The organism is Citrobacter sp. Cpo065 (assembly GCF_030332805.1).
Lineage (GTDB): Bacteria > Pseudomonadota > Gammaproteobacteria > Enterobacterales > Enterobacteriaceae > Citrobacter > Citrobacter portucalensis.
In genome coordinates, this window is record NZ_JAOWHC010000029.1 from 251,755 (window position 1) to 269,240 (window position 17,486).

The window sequence follows — 17,486 nt, forward strand, 5'->3', positions numbered from 1 at the left end:
TTTAGACGATCTGACAGTTATCTGCGAGTTGTGGATACATTGTTTCGGCAGAGTTAGAGCTATATTTCAGTTCATCAAACGAACAGTGACTTGGCGGAGAGACAGCATGAATCAGTATCAGGCGATTATTATTGGATTTGGCAAAGCGGGTAAAACGCTGGCGGCAACACTGGCCAAAACGGGTTGGCGGGTAGCGATTATTGAACAGTCAAACACCATGTATGGCGGGACATGCATCAACATCGGCTGTATCCCAACCAAAACCCTGGTACATGATGCTGAGCTTCAGCATGACTTTGCCGAAGCAATGCAACGCAAGGCCTCTGTTGTCAGTTTTCTGCGCGATAAAAACTTCCATAATCTTGCCGATCTGGAAAACGTGGATGTGATTGAAGGTCGTGCTGAATTCGTTGATAATCATACTGTGCGAGTCGTGCAGTCAACAGGCGAGATTGAGCTGAGCGGCGAGAAAATCTTTATTAATACTGGCGCCCAGTCAACGATTCCAAACGTTGGGGGATTAACCACGACACCTGGCGTATTTGACAGCACCGGGCTGTTGAATTTGACGCAACGTCCAGAGCGTCTGGGCATTTTGGGCGGTGGGTATATCGGCGTTGAATTCGCATCGATGTTTGCCAACTTTGGTAGCAAAGTTACTATTTATGAAGCAGCTCCGCAATTTTTGCCTCGTGAGGACCGGGATATTGCTGACGCTATCGCCAACATTTTACGCGACAAAGGCGTCGAGCTGATCCTCAATGCCAACGTGCAGTCGGTCTCCTCGCATGATGGTGCAGTACAGCTGCACATGCCGGAGGGGGGCCAGACGGTGGATGCGCTGTTGGTAGCATCAGGTCGCAAACCGGCGACAGAAAACCTGCAATTGCAGAAAGCGGGTGTGGATGTAAACGATCGTGGTGCCATTGTTGTGAATAAATATTTGCGTACATCGGCAGATAACATTTGGGCAATGGGCGATGTCACTGGTGGATTACAATTTACCTATATCTCACTGGATGACTTCCGTATTGTGCGTGACAACCTGCTAGGCGAGGGGTTACGTAACACGGGCGATCGCCAAAACGTACCGTATTCCGTCTTTATGACGCCGCCGCTTTCCCGCGTCGGAATGACTGAAGAACAGGCTCGCGCCAGCGGTGCGGCGGTGCAAGTCGTGACGTTGCCGGTAGCGGCTATCCCGCGAGCGCGGGTGATGAATGATACGCGTGGTGTTCTTAAAGCGGTGGTGGATAGCGAAACGAAACAAATATTAGGCGTGTCGCTGCTGTGCGTGGATTCTCATGAAATGATTAATATCATCAAGACGGTTATGGATGCGGGGTTACCTTATACCACATTGCGTGACCAGATATTTACCCATCCAAGTATGAGCGAATCATTAAACGATCTCTTTTCTCTCATAAAATGATAATAGCGTAGTCTGCATATTTGCCCCACCCGTGTGGGGCTTTTTTTTATTTGTTTGTTATATTCCTGATACTAATTGACAGTTATTCTGGCGTTACGGATGAAATAAAATAAAGTGACATGTTTTATTATATTTCCACTGAAATAACTCGTTAATGGAAATAGAAATGAACATGTTTAAGTCTACGTTACTAATGACTGCGTTACTGACTGCTCCGGTGACATTTTCCGCGTTAGCGCAAACAGAGGTTGCCCACGTTAGCGTATCAGCCGTGTCTGGCTCTCCTTCCGTGGTGGAAGATGCTATTGCGAAACTGGCGCAGGAAAAGAATGCGACTTCCTGGAAAATTACCTCAATGCGCATTGATAGCAGTACTCACGCAACGGCAATTTTGTACAAGTAAGGAGAGCCGGGATGGAAAAGTATCTTCGTATATTGGGCAAAGGCGATAGAGTTGGATTAACCTTGATTCGCCTGAGTATCGCGATTGTTTTTATCTGGATTGGTTTATTAAAATTTGTACCTTACGAAGCCGACAGCATTACGCCGTTTGTCGCCAATAGTCCGGTAATGTCATTTTTTTATGAGCATCCAGAAGAATACAAACAACATTTAACCCACGAAGGTGAATTCAAACCACAGGCTCGTGAATGGCAGACAGCGAATAACACGTATACGTTCTCAAATGGCCTGGGCGTAGTCGAAGTTCTTATCGCTTTGCTGGTGCTGGCTAATCCTGTTAGCCGTTGGTTGGGATTAATTGGCGGCGTTCTGGCATTTGCCACACCAATTGTTACCTTATCATTTTTAATAACCACTCCAGAAGCATGGGTAATGCCGCTGGGTGATTTACACCACGGATTTCCGTACTTGTCAGGCGCCGGGCGGTTGGTGTTAAAAGATACGTTAATGTTGGCGGGAGCAGTGATGATTATCGCAGATTCATCCCGATCAATAATTAAGCAGCGGTATTGAATTTTTAACGTTGTGCCCTCTGTAAGATAGCAAGCCACTATAGTTCGATTCGGTACTTACCGGGCCAGCAGGATGCTGGCTTTTTTTCTGACTTAAGGTAAATTTATTAAGCATATATAAATTGCAATTATTCAATTCAGAAGCATAACGAGTCAGGGCTATATTTTAGTTAATGATAGAGTGCAGTAAACATCTTCTCTTATCCCCCGCGATAGCACGCCAACCCGCATGTTGCGTAGCCCCTCCATCATGATTGCTTTATTTTTTTTCTGTACAATTCTTGCTATTTGTTATCTCAAAACCTCATTTTAAAAATTTTGTTATTCGCTTTTGTTATAGCCAGTACGCAAGTTCGCGTGGTTTTAGGCCTGGCTTGAGCTAGAATTAATCCTGATTAAATGTTTTTACGTATCAATAACTGACTAAAGATAGTTAAAAACTTAACTTTTAACCAACTGTTTGACATGGAATCCACTATGGTAATTAAGCACCAGGGGTGGATGCTGATCTCGCGTTTTGTGAGTAACCAAAGGCGGGACATATCTTAAATATGGAAATAAGGGTTTTAGAATGAGCTTTGGCTTAGCAAAGGAAGACAAGTTTGAAATCATCGCTATCCTTCGTGAAGAGCTTCATAAGAAAACGAAACTGGAAATCCTGTGTGGAGACAGTAGCGTTATCACGCAGTTAGAGAAAGTTGATTTCGAACGGTTTGTCATCTCCGGACACGGAGACATTGTTCCTGAAAAGGTCCAATACTTTATCCTGCACAGCGAAAGCGGGATTGTAAAATTTACTGCCAGGTTCGAACAAACCTCGTCAGCAGGTGCGGAAGCAGGATTATCCTACTTCATCCCGGATATGATTTTCTTTGCCCAGCAGAGACAAAATCAGCGTTTTTCATTCCTGAAGGGCTATGACTTTTTCTGTTTTGGTCGTTACAAAAATGGAGAAAACTACTCTCTCAAGATTAAAAATATCTCGCAGGGTGGTTGTGCGTTAATCGTTAAAGATGTAAACGCCCGTTTTCTTTATAAAGATGCGGTGATTAAAAATGCATCTCTGGATTTCGATACCTTTGGCAGTTTACAACTGGACTTAAAAGTGATCGATGTCGTCCCGATCAATGAATTTGATGAGGATAACCAGTTGTATTCCTGTCATCAGATCTCATGTGAGTTCGACTTTAAAAATCGTCGTGAAGAGACTGAAGTCGAGAAAATCATTATTAAATTTTTAATGAGTAACAAGATTAGAAGCTTATAAGGAACGGTGAACAGGATGTTGATGTGTGGCAGTGATAATTTTGTGGGCAATGGTATGTTTGCCTACCTGACCAGCAAACATGTACCGATACAAACATTCCAGTTTGAGGATATGTTGCATCAGTCATCATTATGCCAGCATCAAACCATGGTTTTTAATATCATTGATAATGAACAAGCGTGTTCAGACATTGTTCAGTTTTTGAATAAAAACCGATTCAAATTTTATAATAACGTCGTGGTGATTGTTGCTGATAGTTTGGTGGCGAAATTATGCGTAGAGTTATTATATGTCGAAAAAACAATAGTTTTGACTGAAAAATCTTCACTGCGCGATTTTGGTCAATTGGCGAAATTATCAGTCGGGAAATGGAACCCCCGACTGTATCGTTCGCAGAAGAGATTAACCGAAAGAGAACAGCAGATCCTGAACTTACTGGTAAGTGGTTATACAGCCAAAGAAATTTCTGAGTTAGTTAGCCTGAACTATAAAACGATTCAGGCACATAAGATGAGAGTCGTCGCCAAACTTGGCCTGACCAATACCTCTGATTTAAATAAGTTAATTGTCAGATTTACCCATCGTATGTCTTTTTTACCCTAACCTGACCATTCTTTTCTGATGTAATACACCTAATAGTAGATACAATTTGGGAGTGATTTTGACTGGTTTTTAATTTTATGATTTGTAGAGGGAGAGGGGAATGTTTAATTCCAATGAGGTGCTAACTGCGCTTGAAAAGGCTTTGAATACCAGTCAACTTTATATGGTTTATCAGCCTATTTTCAATTTGCATGCCCAGCGTATAAGCGGATTTGAAGCATTAATGCGTTGGAATAGTCCTCAGATGGGTATGATCTCTCCCGATGTTTTTATTACCTTACTGGAAGATAGCGGCAATATTATTTCCATTGAAGATATGGTTACTCACTCGCCGTGGGATGTTGCAACTTCCTGGCCTGACCCCATTGTATTATCCGTCAATATTTCCGCGCTTGAATTCTGCGATCCTCTGCTATCCCAACGCGTCAGACAAAATCTTGCCACTTCCGGATTGCCGGTCCATCGATGCCAAATAGAGGTCACGGAAACGTCACCGCTGTGTGACAGCCAGATTGCGGCTAAAAATATGACAGAATTAAAGGCGATAGGGGTCAAGCTTGCACTTGATGATTTTGGAACCGGCCATGCTAATCTTAATTACCTGTTGAAATATCCTTTTGACACTTTAAAAATTGATAAGGAATTTGTCACCGGTATTGAGCCCGACACCCGATCAACAAAGATTGTTGAGGGTATTATTTCACTGGCGCATAATTTTGGCATTGAAGTTCTTGCCGAAGGGGTGGAAACCCAGTCCCAGCTGGAGCGGTTGATGCAGATTGGTTGTGACAAAATTCAAGGCTTTTTCATTTCTCCCCCGGTGCTGGCAGAAGAGATCCCTTCACTCTTAGCACAATATAATCGTTAATCCCTCCTTTTCACGTTTCCCAACCCCTTGGTTGTTCCGCGTTGCTGTTAAGTCTGTAGGCCTGATAAGCGTAGCGCATCAGGCGACTTTGAACGGCAAAAAAAAGCCCCCTGCAGAACAGGGGGCTGGTGAGTTTATGTCAGCTTAGAACGATTTCTTAAAGCCGATAGAGGCATTGACCGGCGCTTCTACCTGCGATTTACTGCCGCCGTTGCTGAATTGCGTACCCAGCTCACCGTAGACCTGCAGGTTTCTGTCGATGGACCATGACAGGCCGGCTGCAACTTCAGTGCTGGAGTACTGCTGTGAAGATTCCAGCGTGGTGGTGGCTACCGCATTGCTAAAGTGCGTTTTGTCTTTTGAACCCAGACCCTGCCAGACGTTTACCCTGCCATACGGCTGGAATTTGCCATGGTTGGTGTCATAGTCAGCGACCAGACGCACGCCCAGACGCGCGGTAAAGGAATCCGCAGTATCCATTTTCACTTTCGTTGGGGTCACACCATCCAGCGTGCTGTTATCAAAGTCGCTGTACTGGTAGATCAACTGAGCCTGAGGTTCCAGACTCCATGCGCTGGCACCTAAACGGAACGATTTACCTACCTCTGTCGACGCCGTCAGCGTGTTGCCTCTGACCGTATACGAGCCGTTGTTACCGGTCGCCTCCAGGCGGGATTTATGGTTACCGTACTGCAGGACGTTATCAACATACATACCGTCACCCGAGAACCAGGTAGCATAGCCGCCGACGTAAAATGCGTTGTCGTCGATGTTACCGCCTTTGCCATCGCTGCCTGTCTTCGTGCCTTTCACGTTGCTGTCGATATCAAGGATGCTGGTATACATCCCGGCTTTCCAGCTTTCGTTAGCATACATATCAACGCCGACCTGAATGCCCATGGTATGGGAGCTGGTTTGCGTACCGGCCGCGTCATCCAGTTTGGTTTTACCGGAGTAGCCAATCATTCTTGCCCACGCGCGATTGTCTTCATCAATGCCCGGTTTAACCTCGTCACCCATACGTTGGTGCATGTTACCCAACAGGCTAAGATCACCCTGACGTACGACGCTGGCGAGGCCAGAATACAGCATGGTTTCTGGACGGTATTCACTTCTCAGATACCAGTTTTCACCCTGGCCCTGAGCATTACCCGCATGCAGTTGGTACTCAAACGCACCTGCAGCCATACGATCGGCGGCAAGATGGAAGGCATCCCGCGACGTTTGTGCGGTGGTGGTTGCGCCATTGAGCGCTGTCACCACTTCGATACCATCCCCAATGGTCGGCGCGCCGAGACCAGAACCATCGACATCCAGCAGCGTGCTACCGCTGGCTTTACCGCCATCGATAATCAGACGGTCGGCAATGCCTGAGCCGCTACCATTCTGGATAGCCGCCATGTTGATAGTCCCTTTTTCGCCGGTGTAATCCCCTTTGACGGTTAAGGTTGTGCCAGTCTGCTGACCGATGAGCGAGACATCGCCACCGTTGCTCAGGCCCGCTACCGTTTGGTTGTAACCCTGAGTGTTCAACGTGGTGTCTGCGACCACATAGTGGTGCGATGCGCTACTCAGGGTGTTGGCATTACCCGCTTGCAACACGCCGTTGGCGATCAACGTCGCGCCGCTGTAGCTGTTTTCGCCTTGCAGCTCGGTAATGCCGCTACCGGTCTGATGCAACTGGCCTTTACCACTGATATTGCCGGTCAGCGCCAGGGTATCGCCACGATTGACGTTGAGTACGCCGTTATCAACGACATCCCCCTGAATGCTGCCGATATCACCGCCGTTACCCAGCTGTAAAACGCCTTGTTCGATGGTGGTGCCACCGGTGTAGGTGTTATCCAGCGTCAGGGTGAGGGAGCCTTTACCGGTTTTGGTCAGTTGACCGTTACCTTCGACTTCAGTCAGCAGAGAAACGTCATGTCCGTTGGTGTCGAATGTCCCGCCGCCGGATTCCAGCGTCACCTGACGGGCAGTATCAAACGCTTCGCCATACTTCAGCGTACCGCCATTAAAGGTAATTCCCGTATCTGCCGCACCCAGGTTGGTATCGCCCGCTACCTGCAGCGTCCCGGAGGTGATGGTCGTTCCACCGCTGTAGGTGTTGTCGCCTGTGAGGATGAGGGTACCGAGATCGCCTTTATTCAGGCCGCCGGTACCACGGATAACGCTGTCGATAGTCGCGGTGTAGTTGGCGCCGTCTACTGTGCCATCGCCAACGCGAATCAGGGTGTTGGCCGAATCGGTGGTAATGGCTTCGCCGCCCACGCGATAACCATCGGTGGCGAACTGCGCGCCGCTGATGATGACGTCGCCTTTGCTGTTATCGACGGTCACGTTGCCTGCTTCACCCTGGAAGACGGCAAACGCGGCATCGGTAAACGGTGCGTTCAGCGCGCCTTCCGGCGTTGATTCATCGGTAGTCCAGTTGTCGTTACCCTGGCTGGATTGCCAGATACCGTCGCCGCCGTTGATGACGCCGTTGTTTTTCAGCTCGCCATTTTCACCACCGGTGCCGTCCCAGAAGCGCAGCGTTAGTCCTGCGTGGTTGACCAGGTTGACCTGATTTTTCACCGATGTCTGCACGTACAGGCTGTCAGCCGCTTCCGGCGCGTTAGCAATATCCATCACATTGTTGGTCAATGTGCCGGTGTAGTTGATGACGCGATAGACGCCGACATCAAAGCTGCCGCCCGGTGAGGTTTCAATGTTGAGCTTACCGTCGAGCGTCAGATCGCCATTAACGTCAATCAAGTCGTTGAAAGCACCGCCCGGGGTGTAAGCCTGACCAAACTGATAATCCAGCTGTGCGTTATCACTGAGCGTCAGCGAACCGGTAGTCAGTTTACCCACGCTGTTGATGGCCGCACCCGCGGTAATATGAGCGTCGTCCAGTACATCAACCGCGCCGCCAATAATCCCGTTACCGCCGAGCGTTGCCCCGGATTTCACTGTCACCTGGCCGGTAGCCGCAGACTGATTACCGTTGACCAGCAGTACGCCTTCATTGACGTCCGTGGTGCCGGTGTATGTGTTGTCGCCGGTCAGCGTTAACGTGCCGTCACCGATTTTCACCAGGCTGCCGTCGTTGCCGCTGATAATGCCGCTGATGGTGTCATCAAGATGCAGACTACCCAGCGACAGCTCTTTATTGCCCAATTCGACATTACCTGCGCCGGACAACGAGCCGATCGATGTTGCGCTGTCGACTGCGCTGATATCGACCTTACCGCCCGCCAGGTTTTTAACGACGGTATTTTCTGCCATCGCCTGGTCAGCAAAGGTCATCAGTCCGCTGTTGTTCACGGTGGCATTACCGCCGCTGGCGTCTTCTTCCAGCGCCAGAGTACTGTCTTTTGACACGTTAACCGTCGCGTTGCCCGCGGTGGCGTTGTTGGTTAACACCGCTTTCGCCGTGCCCGTCAGGTTCAGCATTGCGCTCGCTGCGGTGACGTTATCTGCCAACGTTAACAGGCTGTCGGCGATGTTCATAGTCAGGGATTTCAGGCTGGTATCTGTCCCGCTGACATTGAGCGTCGCGCCCTTATTGACGTTCACGGTGCTGCTTTCGTTACTGCCAAAGGCTCCGGTTTTGCTGACGTTGACCGTCACGTTGTTGGCGTTTCCGGTACCGGCAATTTCTGTGTCGCCTTTGTAGCTGTTTGCGCGGTCGAGCGACAAGGTGCTGCCCGCATCGCTAGAGCTGCTGGTGACTTTCAGTTTACCGTCGCCGGTAATCTCACCAGTTGGCGTGAAGTGATGCGAATTGAGATCGAACACCGCTGCGTTCTCATTCGCTCCCAGCTCGATGGTGCGATTGCTGGTCAGGTCCGCGCCCAGTTGCAGCGTTGAACCGTTATTGATTGCCAGGTCAGTTCCGCTCTGGCCGAGATTGCTGTCGGAGGAGATCTGCAACGTGCCGCCATCAATGCGCGTGCCGCCGCGATACTCGTTGTCACCGCTGAGAATCAGACGGCCAAGGTCGGTTTTCACCAGCGTCAGCTTATCAGCAGTACTGGCTTCGCGGATAACAGACTCAATGGTCGCGGTATAGTTTTGCCCCGCGCCACCGGCGCCAACGCGCAGCAGCAGTTCGCCAGTTCCCGGCGTCTGGCCTGCGTGGGTCGCATTTTCCGTGGTGGCATACGCGTTAAGCGCATCGCCTTTAACGACATAGCCATCGGCATCAAACTGTGCCCCGGAGAAGTTAACTTCTCCCGCGGCGTTGTCCACGGTAACTGTACCGCCTTTGGTGGTGAAGACGGCGAAGGACTTCTGTGCCCAAGGGGCGTTACCTTCACCGGTTGCGGTGGTCCAGTTGTTATCACCCTGGCTGCCGATTGCCATCCATTTGCCATCGCCACCGTCAATTTTGCTGTCGCCTTCAATGCCCGACGCGCCGTGGCTCTGATTGACGGTTGCGCCGTCCCAGAACTGCAGGGTAACGCCGTTGGCGTTCACCAGGTTGACCTGTTTGTCGATGGAGGTCTGGACAAAAATATTGCTCTTATCCTGACTGTCCGGTATTGCGCCTAATTCCAGCGTCTGGTTATCCAGCGTGCCGCCGTAGTTATAGATACGGTACACGCCCGGTCCGAAGTTACCGCCCTGTGAAGTGGTGACATCCAGAGTCCCGTCCAGTTGCAGATCGCCCGCGACGTTAATCAGATCGTTTAGCGCGCCGCCTGGCGTATAGGCCTGACCCAGTTCGAAAGCGGAAGTCGTTTTGCTACCAAGCTGCAGATTACCGTTAATGGATAACGTACCCGCACCACCGTCACCGGCACTGAGGGTCGTGGCATCGTTCATCAGCACGTTGCCGCCGATAGTGCCATTACCGCCAAGTGTGGACGTGCCGCTAACGGTGGTGGCACCGCGCGCCGCGCTTTGATCGCCATTCACCAGCAGCGTGCCGTTGGTAACGGTGGTGTCGCCGGTATAGGTGTTGTTGCCGTTCAGACGGGTAATGCCGCCGCCGATTTGCTGTAGCGCGCCAATACCGGAGATCACGCCGTTGAGCAGCACGGTGTTGGCGCGATTAATCGCCAATATGCCGTTGTCGATAATGTCTGACACGGCGCTGACTTCGCCTGTATTTCCGCCGTCACCCAACTGCAGCGTACCGGTTTGAGCGATAGTGGTAGAGCCGGTGTAGGTATTGTTAGCGGTGAAGATCGTGGTACCGCCCGCCGCACGTTCGAACTTCCCGTCACCGCTGATGATACCGCGATAAATTTGCGCCGCTGAAGCATCACCCTGGGTATCGAAGATAACCCGGCTGCCTGTGCCCTGGGTCGTAACATTGTAATCGCCAATGCTTGCTGCAGTACTGGTCGGCTCGACGTGGTCGCCGGTGCTCAGGGTTGCGCCATTGTTTACGGCAATGGTTTTGCTTGCCAGTGTCAGGTTTTCTACGACGCGGACATCCGCGTTTGAGCCGCTGATGGTCAGCGAATCCCAGCCGGTGCCGATGTTGGTGCCAGTGGTCAGATTGTCGCTCGCCAGCGTACCAATCTTCGCACCTTTTGTATCGGTGAAGGTGAGGGCGTTGCCGCTACCAGCTTCAGTAGTGATGTGGCGTGTTTTATCCAGCGTCACATTGCCGATGTTGGCTTTATTGTTACCGCCAGTACCGGCGAAATTCACTTCACCCGCATAGGAGCCACTACGCCAGTTAAAGATGTCCGCACCTTCGCCGGTATTGATTACGCCGCTGGTTACACCGCCGCTGATATCAATGGTGTCATTGCCTTTGCCGGACTGAATGGCCACGGCCGTGTCGTTGATGGCCTGCAGGGTTCCCGTGTTGGTAATGGTTTTACTGCTGTCGCCGCTGGCGTCAATTACCGGTGAGGTGGTGCTGGCAGAGATAATCTTGCCGCTGTTGGTCAAGGCGCTGACGTTTTTCGCGATGATCGCCGAACCGCCTGCGTCGTTATGCACGTTAATGTCGGCATTGGTGGTGACATTACCGTTGGTATTAGCGCGAATCCCGCTGCCTTCGCTGTTCAGCACCTCAATGGTGTAGCCTTTGCCGATGGTCAGATCGCCCGTCACCGAGCCGCCATCGCGTTGTTCAAAAGCGAAGCCGGTACCTTTCCCGTTGACGTTGAGGATATTTCCAGCGCTGTCTTTATCGGTCATGGTCAACGCCACGCTGGTGCGGATGCCTGCGCCATCGTTGGAGTTTATGGTGACGTTTCGTAACAGGATATTGTTATTGTTAGCATCGTTTTGAATGCCAGCACCGTCACCCTTTGCACTGATCTCCACATTTTGCGCGGACAGAGCGCCAGCGCCTTCGGCCAGACGAATACCGTCAGCGGTGCCATCGGTAGTAATACTGTCGCCAGAAATACCGTTAATTAGCAGGCTGGCTCCTTGGGTGAGCAGAACCCCGGCAGTACCATTATCAACCTGAACTTTGCCCAGTGTATTGATCTGTGCGCTGGCACCTGAAGCTCTAACACCGATGCCGTTGCTGACATGCAGAGCGCTGGAAGAGTTATTGGTTAAGCTCCCGCCTTGTTGAACATCAACACCGATGCTGTCGACGCTGGCCAGATCAATAATCGAGTTGGTATCCAGGATCAGGTTGCCCTGATTCCTCGCCACATAGGCGATAACCTCATTGCCGCTAGCTTCAGAGGTAATCTTCGCGTTCGAGGTGAGGGTGGTGCTAGTAGGATCACCCTGCGTGCGACCATTCAACTGGTGAGCCTGACCATCCACAACCCCGGCAATGGTTCTTTCGCCGGTTAAATTGATGGTGGTTTTATCACTGATGGTCCCTTTCGCGCCGCCTTCGATTACCAGTGCCGCTGAGTCGCTGCCCTTAACGGCAAACGTTGCTTCACCAGTATCTACGCTACTGCCAGCGCCGGTGGCGAGAACGCCCACGGAATTCTTACCGTTGAGGGTAAGATCAAGGTTGGAACTGGACTGATCTTTCGGGTTAGTCGTGTTACCGGCCAGCAATGCGCCATTGGCGATACGGAAAATGGTGGTGCGATCCTGACCATTGTCATTCATCACCGCCTGACCAATGTTGGCGGTAGCGCCTTTACCAAACAGGTAATAACCAATCTGATCGGTGTTGTTGAATGTCGGGCTACTAAGACTGTCAACGTTAGCGATGGCGTTATCACGTACGTGCACACCGATGTTACCGGCTTTATCCAGCGTAATGTTGGAGTAAACGTTGACCACTGCCTGGCCGCTGCTGCCACCTTCAGCCCAAATAGCGTAGTTACGGTTACCGACGCCGCCTTCTCCGTCCACCACGATAGAGCCCGCAGCGCTGGTGGTGACTTCGGCATTTTTGTTATTGGCGCTAACGTGGATCCCCACGTTGTTGGTGCCATTTACGTTAATCTTGCCGTCGTTGCGGATTTCCTGATTATTTTCCGCGCCGCTGTCGCGTACGGAGATGCCGTAGTTTTTACTGCTGCCCCCGTCAGAACCTCCATTGATCACGATATTGCCGGTATTGAGAACGTTGCCCGTGGCATTTCCGACCAGAATCCCCGCGGCGTTGCGTATGCCGGTTCCCAGCGTGATCAGACCGTTGTTAATCACCTCTTTGGCACTCTTGGTCATGATCCCGGCGCTCAGACTAGAGCCGCCAGCCATCGTGACATCTTTAGACGGATCGCTTGCGTCGCGACCAAGATAAATTGAGGCATCCTGAGCGTTAGTGAAAGTGGCATTCCCGGCAACTTCTACGCCATAAGCGGTGCCTTTGGCAAAGGATGCACCGTTTTTGCGCCCGTCCACGACGTTGATATCGCCGTTGTTGACGCCTTGCGATTCGTCAGACAGTTGCATGCCAATAGCCAGCGTCAGCGAAGAATCTGGCTCATCCTTACTCCAGGGATCTGCTGCCGACGCGGTACCAAAGTTATCGGTGGTGATCGCCTGGTTAATGGTGCCGTTGTTTGCTATCTGGCTGGCGCCTTGCCCCTGCATGCCAAATGCGCCATAGCTGTTGACGTTTTGATTGCCGTCTTTGTCGATAAACAGCCCGGAGTTGATGATCCCGTTGTTGGTTGCCGTTGCGTCTTTTGCCAGCATGCCAATCGCCAGACTCTGCCCGGTAGACGTGCGTAATGCGTTCAGCTCGCCAAGGTTAGTGATAACCCCGCCATTAAGGGATTTCATGACACCGTTAATACTGCCGTCAACGGCAATAATCGCATCTTTGTTCAGGGTGCCGGAGGTGCCTGCACCGTTGGCGTAAATAGCATGCAGCTCACCGCGGCCAGCGGTCGCGTTATTGCTATGCGACAAGCCGTCGGTCCAGACGTCGTAATCCCAGGTAAGCACGTCTGAAGACTTGCTGGAGTTGATCAAGCTATCAATCAGCTCCGCGTATTTTGTCTGCGCGGCGGTGACGGTTGTGATATCACCGTTTTCAACATCCAGCCACAACTGCAGTTGGCTGACCTTTTGCCCTTCAGGGTTTTCTGCTGCGTCGCTACTTTTACCCAACAGCCAGTCGTTAAAATCGGCCAGCTCCTGCGTGCTGGTAATGTTAAATGTGCGCGTACCCGTTTCGACTACTTTACCGTCTGCATCATAGCCGTAGGACATGAGTGTTACATCATCGCCAAACACGGAGGTTTGCGCTGAACCGGCGAACGTTTTTTCAGGGATAACTGGGGCGGCGTTAAATTTTATATAGTTATCGGATTGCCAGTTAACCTGGCTACCTGCGTCCTGAGCCTCCAGCAAGGAGGAGTCTTTAGCCAGCAACTCGATAGTATTGGCTTTGTCGCGGACATTGAGCGTATCGTTGCCAATATCCAGATTGGCTATGGAGCCATTTGTCGCCAGCGCGATGCCAAATTGTTTATAGATTTTAGACAACGTTGGATCGTAGGTGTTTAATACCGAATCGCCGATCTGTGATTCGGTAAGAAAGCTACTTAACTCCTGGGTATCAAAGACTTTAATTGATGCTGGCTCACCAGGAAATGCCGGGTCGTTAATAGAGAATTCTGTGCTCTGTGAAGGCGTCGACGACCGGTTGTACGTCAGGTATTCCGCCAGCTCTTCAGCATTAGTAATCGTTTTTACGCTCTGGTCAGGGCTGGTGGCCTTAAGAGTGATTTTGCCGGTTTGCAGCAGCTCTCTGATGGTCGTTGATTCAACAACGCCACTTTGACCCGGACTGATCGTTGGGATCGCACCGCTGATATTGAGCGCCTGACCAGCAGTGATATCTTTATATAAGAATCCGTAGTCGTGGATACCCGCATAATCCCCAACGGAAATACCTGCCTGGTAGTCGGTGAAAATATTGTGATCACCGATATCGATAATCGGATCAGCGGAAACCTGCATTGAAGCAGCGCTTAATGCACCAGCTGCCAATACCGCAACCGTTTTACGCGAGCTGCTTTTTTTCTTTCCTTTGGTTAATTCAGAAACGACCACCCAGATACCGAGCGCCGCGTTCCAAATAATGCTGTAAACTTTGTTCATATATAACCCTCGTCTACATTCCTGTTATGCATGTGTTAATACATTGAGTTGTTGGCTATGGTTGGCACGCGGATGTGCTACCCGGTAATAGATTTTTGGGAATAGGGTTTCCTTCCGTGCGATGCGGAATTAAAAAGCGAGTCGAAAGAAAACTTTTTTTAAATAATAACCGTGATAATTGTCCTTAAATAAGTCAGTTACGGCTGGCTATAGTGAGAAATGGTGTACTTGAGCCGGGTGTTATTTTTGCCGAGTTTTCTGGCAATATTGCTTTTGTACGCCCCGATGGTTTTTTCACTTTTTTGTGATGCCCCGGCGATTTGTGTCAGTGACCATCCTCGTGCAAGCATCATCATTACGTTGAATTCGTTTGCTGTGATCTTGTTGTGTAATGCTTTGATATTTTGTTGGTTATTGTTTTTTGTGATACGTGTAACGGCATGGTGTAGCCGATCAAGACTGGCATCTTGATCAAGAAACAGCATGTTCTTCCCACAAACGGTTTGAAAAAGAGTAAAAGTAGCTTCATCTGCCAAAACAATAATTTTGGTGACAGGTCGTAAAGCCATGTTGCGGATAATCCTGGCATATTTTAAAAAATCTGATTTGTCAGGATTAATGATGATGCAATCCGTTTCATAAGGAAGCATTTTGACAGCAGAGAGCGTCTGGGAGGAGTAATACGCGATATCAATATATAATGATGAGCCACGTAGGATTTCTCGCATGCCTAGCCAAGGGTAAATTGAGTCACCCAAAAAAATAGCCTTTGACATAACGATCTCCTTGAAATTTTGGTGCAAGCAGCCGCCTCTTTTTGTAGGTTAAAAAAGAGTTTCTTGCGACGCGTGAAATGTTAATTAAATCTCGTATTACGTTCTGTGCTGTGAACGTATCCTTATTAATTCCAGATTAAACAGATATTCTCTGTATTTATTAGAATCATTAACTATTCTTAAAGTAGATATTACACTTTGTTAAAATTTAAGATAAATCGTTTATTTCAGCTCTGCGTAAATGATTGATAGATTTCGCTTATGAATCGCATGAATAATGATTGAGTGGTTTCTATAAAGACAGGGTATTCCTATCTGTTTTGGAGGGAATTTACATGAAAAACATTATATTTCAGATGGATATACGTTTTTCTTAATGGGCTTACTGGTGGGTAGGAGAATTCTTAATCAAGACCAGGATAAAGAGAAGGGACGTCGAGGGGAAGAGAGAAATATCGCTAAATTTGCAGTTATCGACCTGAAACTCGAGTATCCAGGTTGATAATTCTTAGCGTTGTGAGGTTTTTAGGGAATTATCCTATTTTTAGCTTTTTGTGCTTAATTTTAAAAACTCACTTGAAGAGGTTGTTTTTTCTGATTGCTATTGCTGATAGGGCTTAGCCCGCCAACAGTTCCTGTTCAACCTGATGCACCTGCTGTTCCAGGGTATTGCGGATTTCCGTAAGCGCCCGTTGTTGATCGGAGAAGTAGGCTTCTTTATCAGTCACGGAGGTGGCAAGCCGCCAGGCGTTCTCGGCTTCCAGTTCGGTAATCTCTTTGAGCAGCGCGTTTATTTGTTCTCTGAGCTGCTGTATTTTGCTGCGTAAATGCTGCAAATCGTTCAATCGGTCACTCGCCATCATCGGTTCGAGGCCGCTTTGCAATTGAGTCAGTAGCGCCCGGACGGCGGCAAGATCGGCATTTTGGCGCGCCTGGTTAAGCTGCACCATCATCTGATGCGCTTTCTCTTTCAGATCATCGGCTACCACGTCCGGGTGGCAAAGACGGCTTGCCTGACGCCACAGGCGTTTTAACTCATTACGTTCATCAGAGGAAAGCCGCTGGTCACGGCTAAAACGATGCTGTGCATCCTGCTGCTGCTCCTGATATTCATCATATTCATGGCTGGCCTCTTCCTGTGCCTGACGGGTTGCGCTGTCATCCTGGCGAGAAAAGTCGTTTTCCAGCTCACGAATCTCCGCCAGCAGGGCGGTAATCAGTTCAGTTTGCTGCTGAATACGTTGGCGTGTTTCTACCGATTCGCGCGAATCTGAATTCTGGTTCATCCAGTGCTGCTTGAGCCTGGCCAGTTGATCAACAGCCTGTGAAATAAAGTGCTGACAGGATTGATAGTCTTTTTCCCGGCGTTTTCGCTCCGCTTCCTGTTTGCGCTGGGCACTGGCGGCGAGCTGTTTACGTAGTTCGAGAATGCGGCTCATCAGCGGTCCAAGACGAAGGTGATACAGATCGTTGAAATCATCGAGGATTTGAATGCGCGTGTTACGCTTATCGATCAGGTCACGCAGCTGTGTTTCGAGTGCTTTGAGTTCCAGCTTACTGGCGGCAATGGCGGGATCCTGCCACGTAGAGACTGCCCGTTGAGATTGCAGCCAGGCCGAGATTTCACGCAGGGCATCACCAAAGCGTCGTTCTTCGATCGCCTGCACAATGGTGCCTGGTACGACTGACAAAGGCTCATTTTTAAGATGCGCCACCTGCTGGAAAATAATCTCCTCATCTTCTAGTTCAATAGCGCTTTTGACGATTTCCAGTCGTTTGATGATCTTATTCATGACAGTCGTTGCCTGGCCTGGCTAAAAAACGAGTGGCTGAAGTACAACAGGTTCACCCGTTTGAAAATGTTAGAAAAACAGTAAAGCGCATTCTGTGGCCTGCGATGCCTTTTCGTCCAGAATAATTCACTGTAATTATGAAAAACCGGAAGTCGCGCGCACCTGTCTGCATCTTCAAACCTCTGTTTCATGTTTTTTACTCTCGGGTAATTATTCTTGATTCAGTAAAGATAATGCGTATAGTTCTCATTCTCTTTTGTTATTAACTCCCTGTATTACTTCTG

9 protein-coding genes are annotated in these 17,486 nt (G+C 49.6%); 6 read left to right on the top strand and 3 right to left on the bottom strand.

Translation table 11 applies throughout. From position 1 onward, the window contains the following. The first annotated feature begins 106 nt into the window (after window positions 1-106). The 6 genes from rclA (at window position 107) to OGY68_RS07240 (ending at window position 5,144) form a co-directional block, all read left to right on the top strand. Complete coding sequence (gene rclA, locus OGY68_RS07215; RefSeq protein ID WP_286580833.1) at window positions 107-1,432, top strand: reactive chlorine resistance oxidoreductase RclA; 1,326 nt, start codon at window positions 107-109, stop codon at window positions 1,430-1,432. Between the two features lie 172 nt (window positions 1,433-1,604). Then, window positions 1,605-1,835: a reactive chlorine resistance periplasmic protein RclB gene (rclB, locus tag OGY68_RS07220; RefSeq protein ID WP_032941888.1), complete on the top strand. Its 231-nt coding sequence runs from the start codon at window positions 1,605-1,607 to the stop codon at window positions 1,833-1,835. Between the two features lie 11 nt (window positions 1,836-1,846). Continuing rightward, window positions 1,847-2,407, top strand: coding sequence for a reactive chlorine resistance membrane protein RclC (rclC, locus tag OGY68_RS07225; protein WP_008784029.1), 561 nt, complete (start codon window positions 1,847-1,849; stop codon window positions 2,405-2,407). Window positions 2,408-2,977: 570 nt separating this feature from the next. After that, window positions 2,978-3,673, top strand: a complete 696-nt coding sequence (locus OGY68_RS07230; protein WP_048226180.1) for a flagellar brake protein — start codon at window positions 2,978-2,980, stop codon at window positions 3,671-3,673. A 21-nt stretch (window positions 3,674-3,694) separates the two neighbouring features. Continuing rightward, complete coding sequence (locus OGY68_RS07235) at window positions 3,695-4,276, top strand: helix-turn-helix transcriptional regulator (RefSeq protein WP_003831148.1); 582 nt, start codon at window positions 3,695-3,697, stop codon at window positions 4,274-4,276. 100 nt (window positions 4,277-4,376) lie between these two features. Further along, window positions 4,377-5,144 carry a putative bifunctional diguanylate cyclase/phosphodiesterase gene (locus tag OGY68_RS07240; protein ID WP_057066487.1) on the top strand — a complete coding sequence of 256 codons (768 nt, stop codon included), beginning with the start codon at window positions 4,377-4,379 and terminating at the stop codon, window positions 5,142-5,144. A gap of 144 nt (window positions 5,145-5,288) precedes the next feature. Here the strand turns inward: OGY68_RS07240 and OGY68_RS07245 are convergent, their stop codons facing one another. From OGY68_RS07245 to OGY68_RS07255, 3 genes are all read right to left on the bottom strand, one after another. Then, the gene (locus tag OGY68_RS07245; protein WP_286616912.1) at window positions 5,289-14,633 is read right to left on the bottom strand and encodes an autotransporter outer membrane beta-barrel domain-containing protein; all 9,345 of its coding nucleotides are present in this window, start codon (window positions 14,631-14,633) and stop codon (window positions 5,289-5,291) included. Window positions 14,634-14,830: 197 nt separating this feature from the next. Continuing rightward, entirely contained in the window at window positions 14,831-15,409 is a 579-nt protein-coding gene (locus OGY68_RS07250; protein ID WP_008784033.1) for a helix-turn-helix transcriptional regulator, read from the bottom strand. Window positions 15,410-16,026: 617 nt separating this feature from the next. After that, on the bottom strand, window positions 16,027-17,202 hold the full coding sequence (locus OGY68_RS07255) for a coiled-coil domain-containing protein (RefSeq protein ID WP_057066486.1): 1,176 nt from the start codon (window positions 17,200-17,202) through the stop codon (window positions 16,027-16,029). Window positions 17,203-17,486 lie beyond the last annotated feature (284 nt).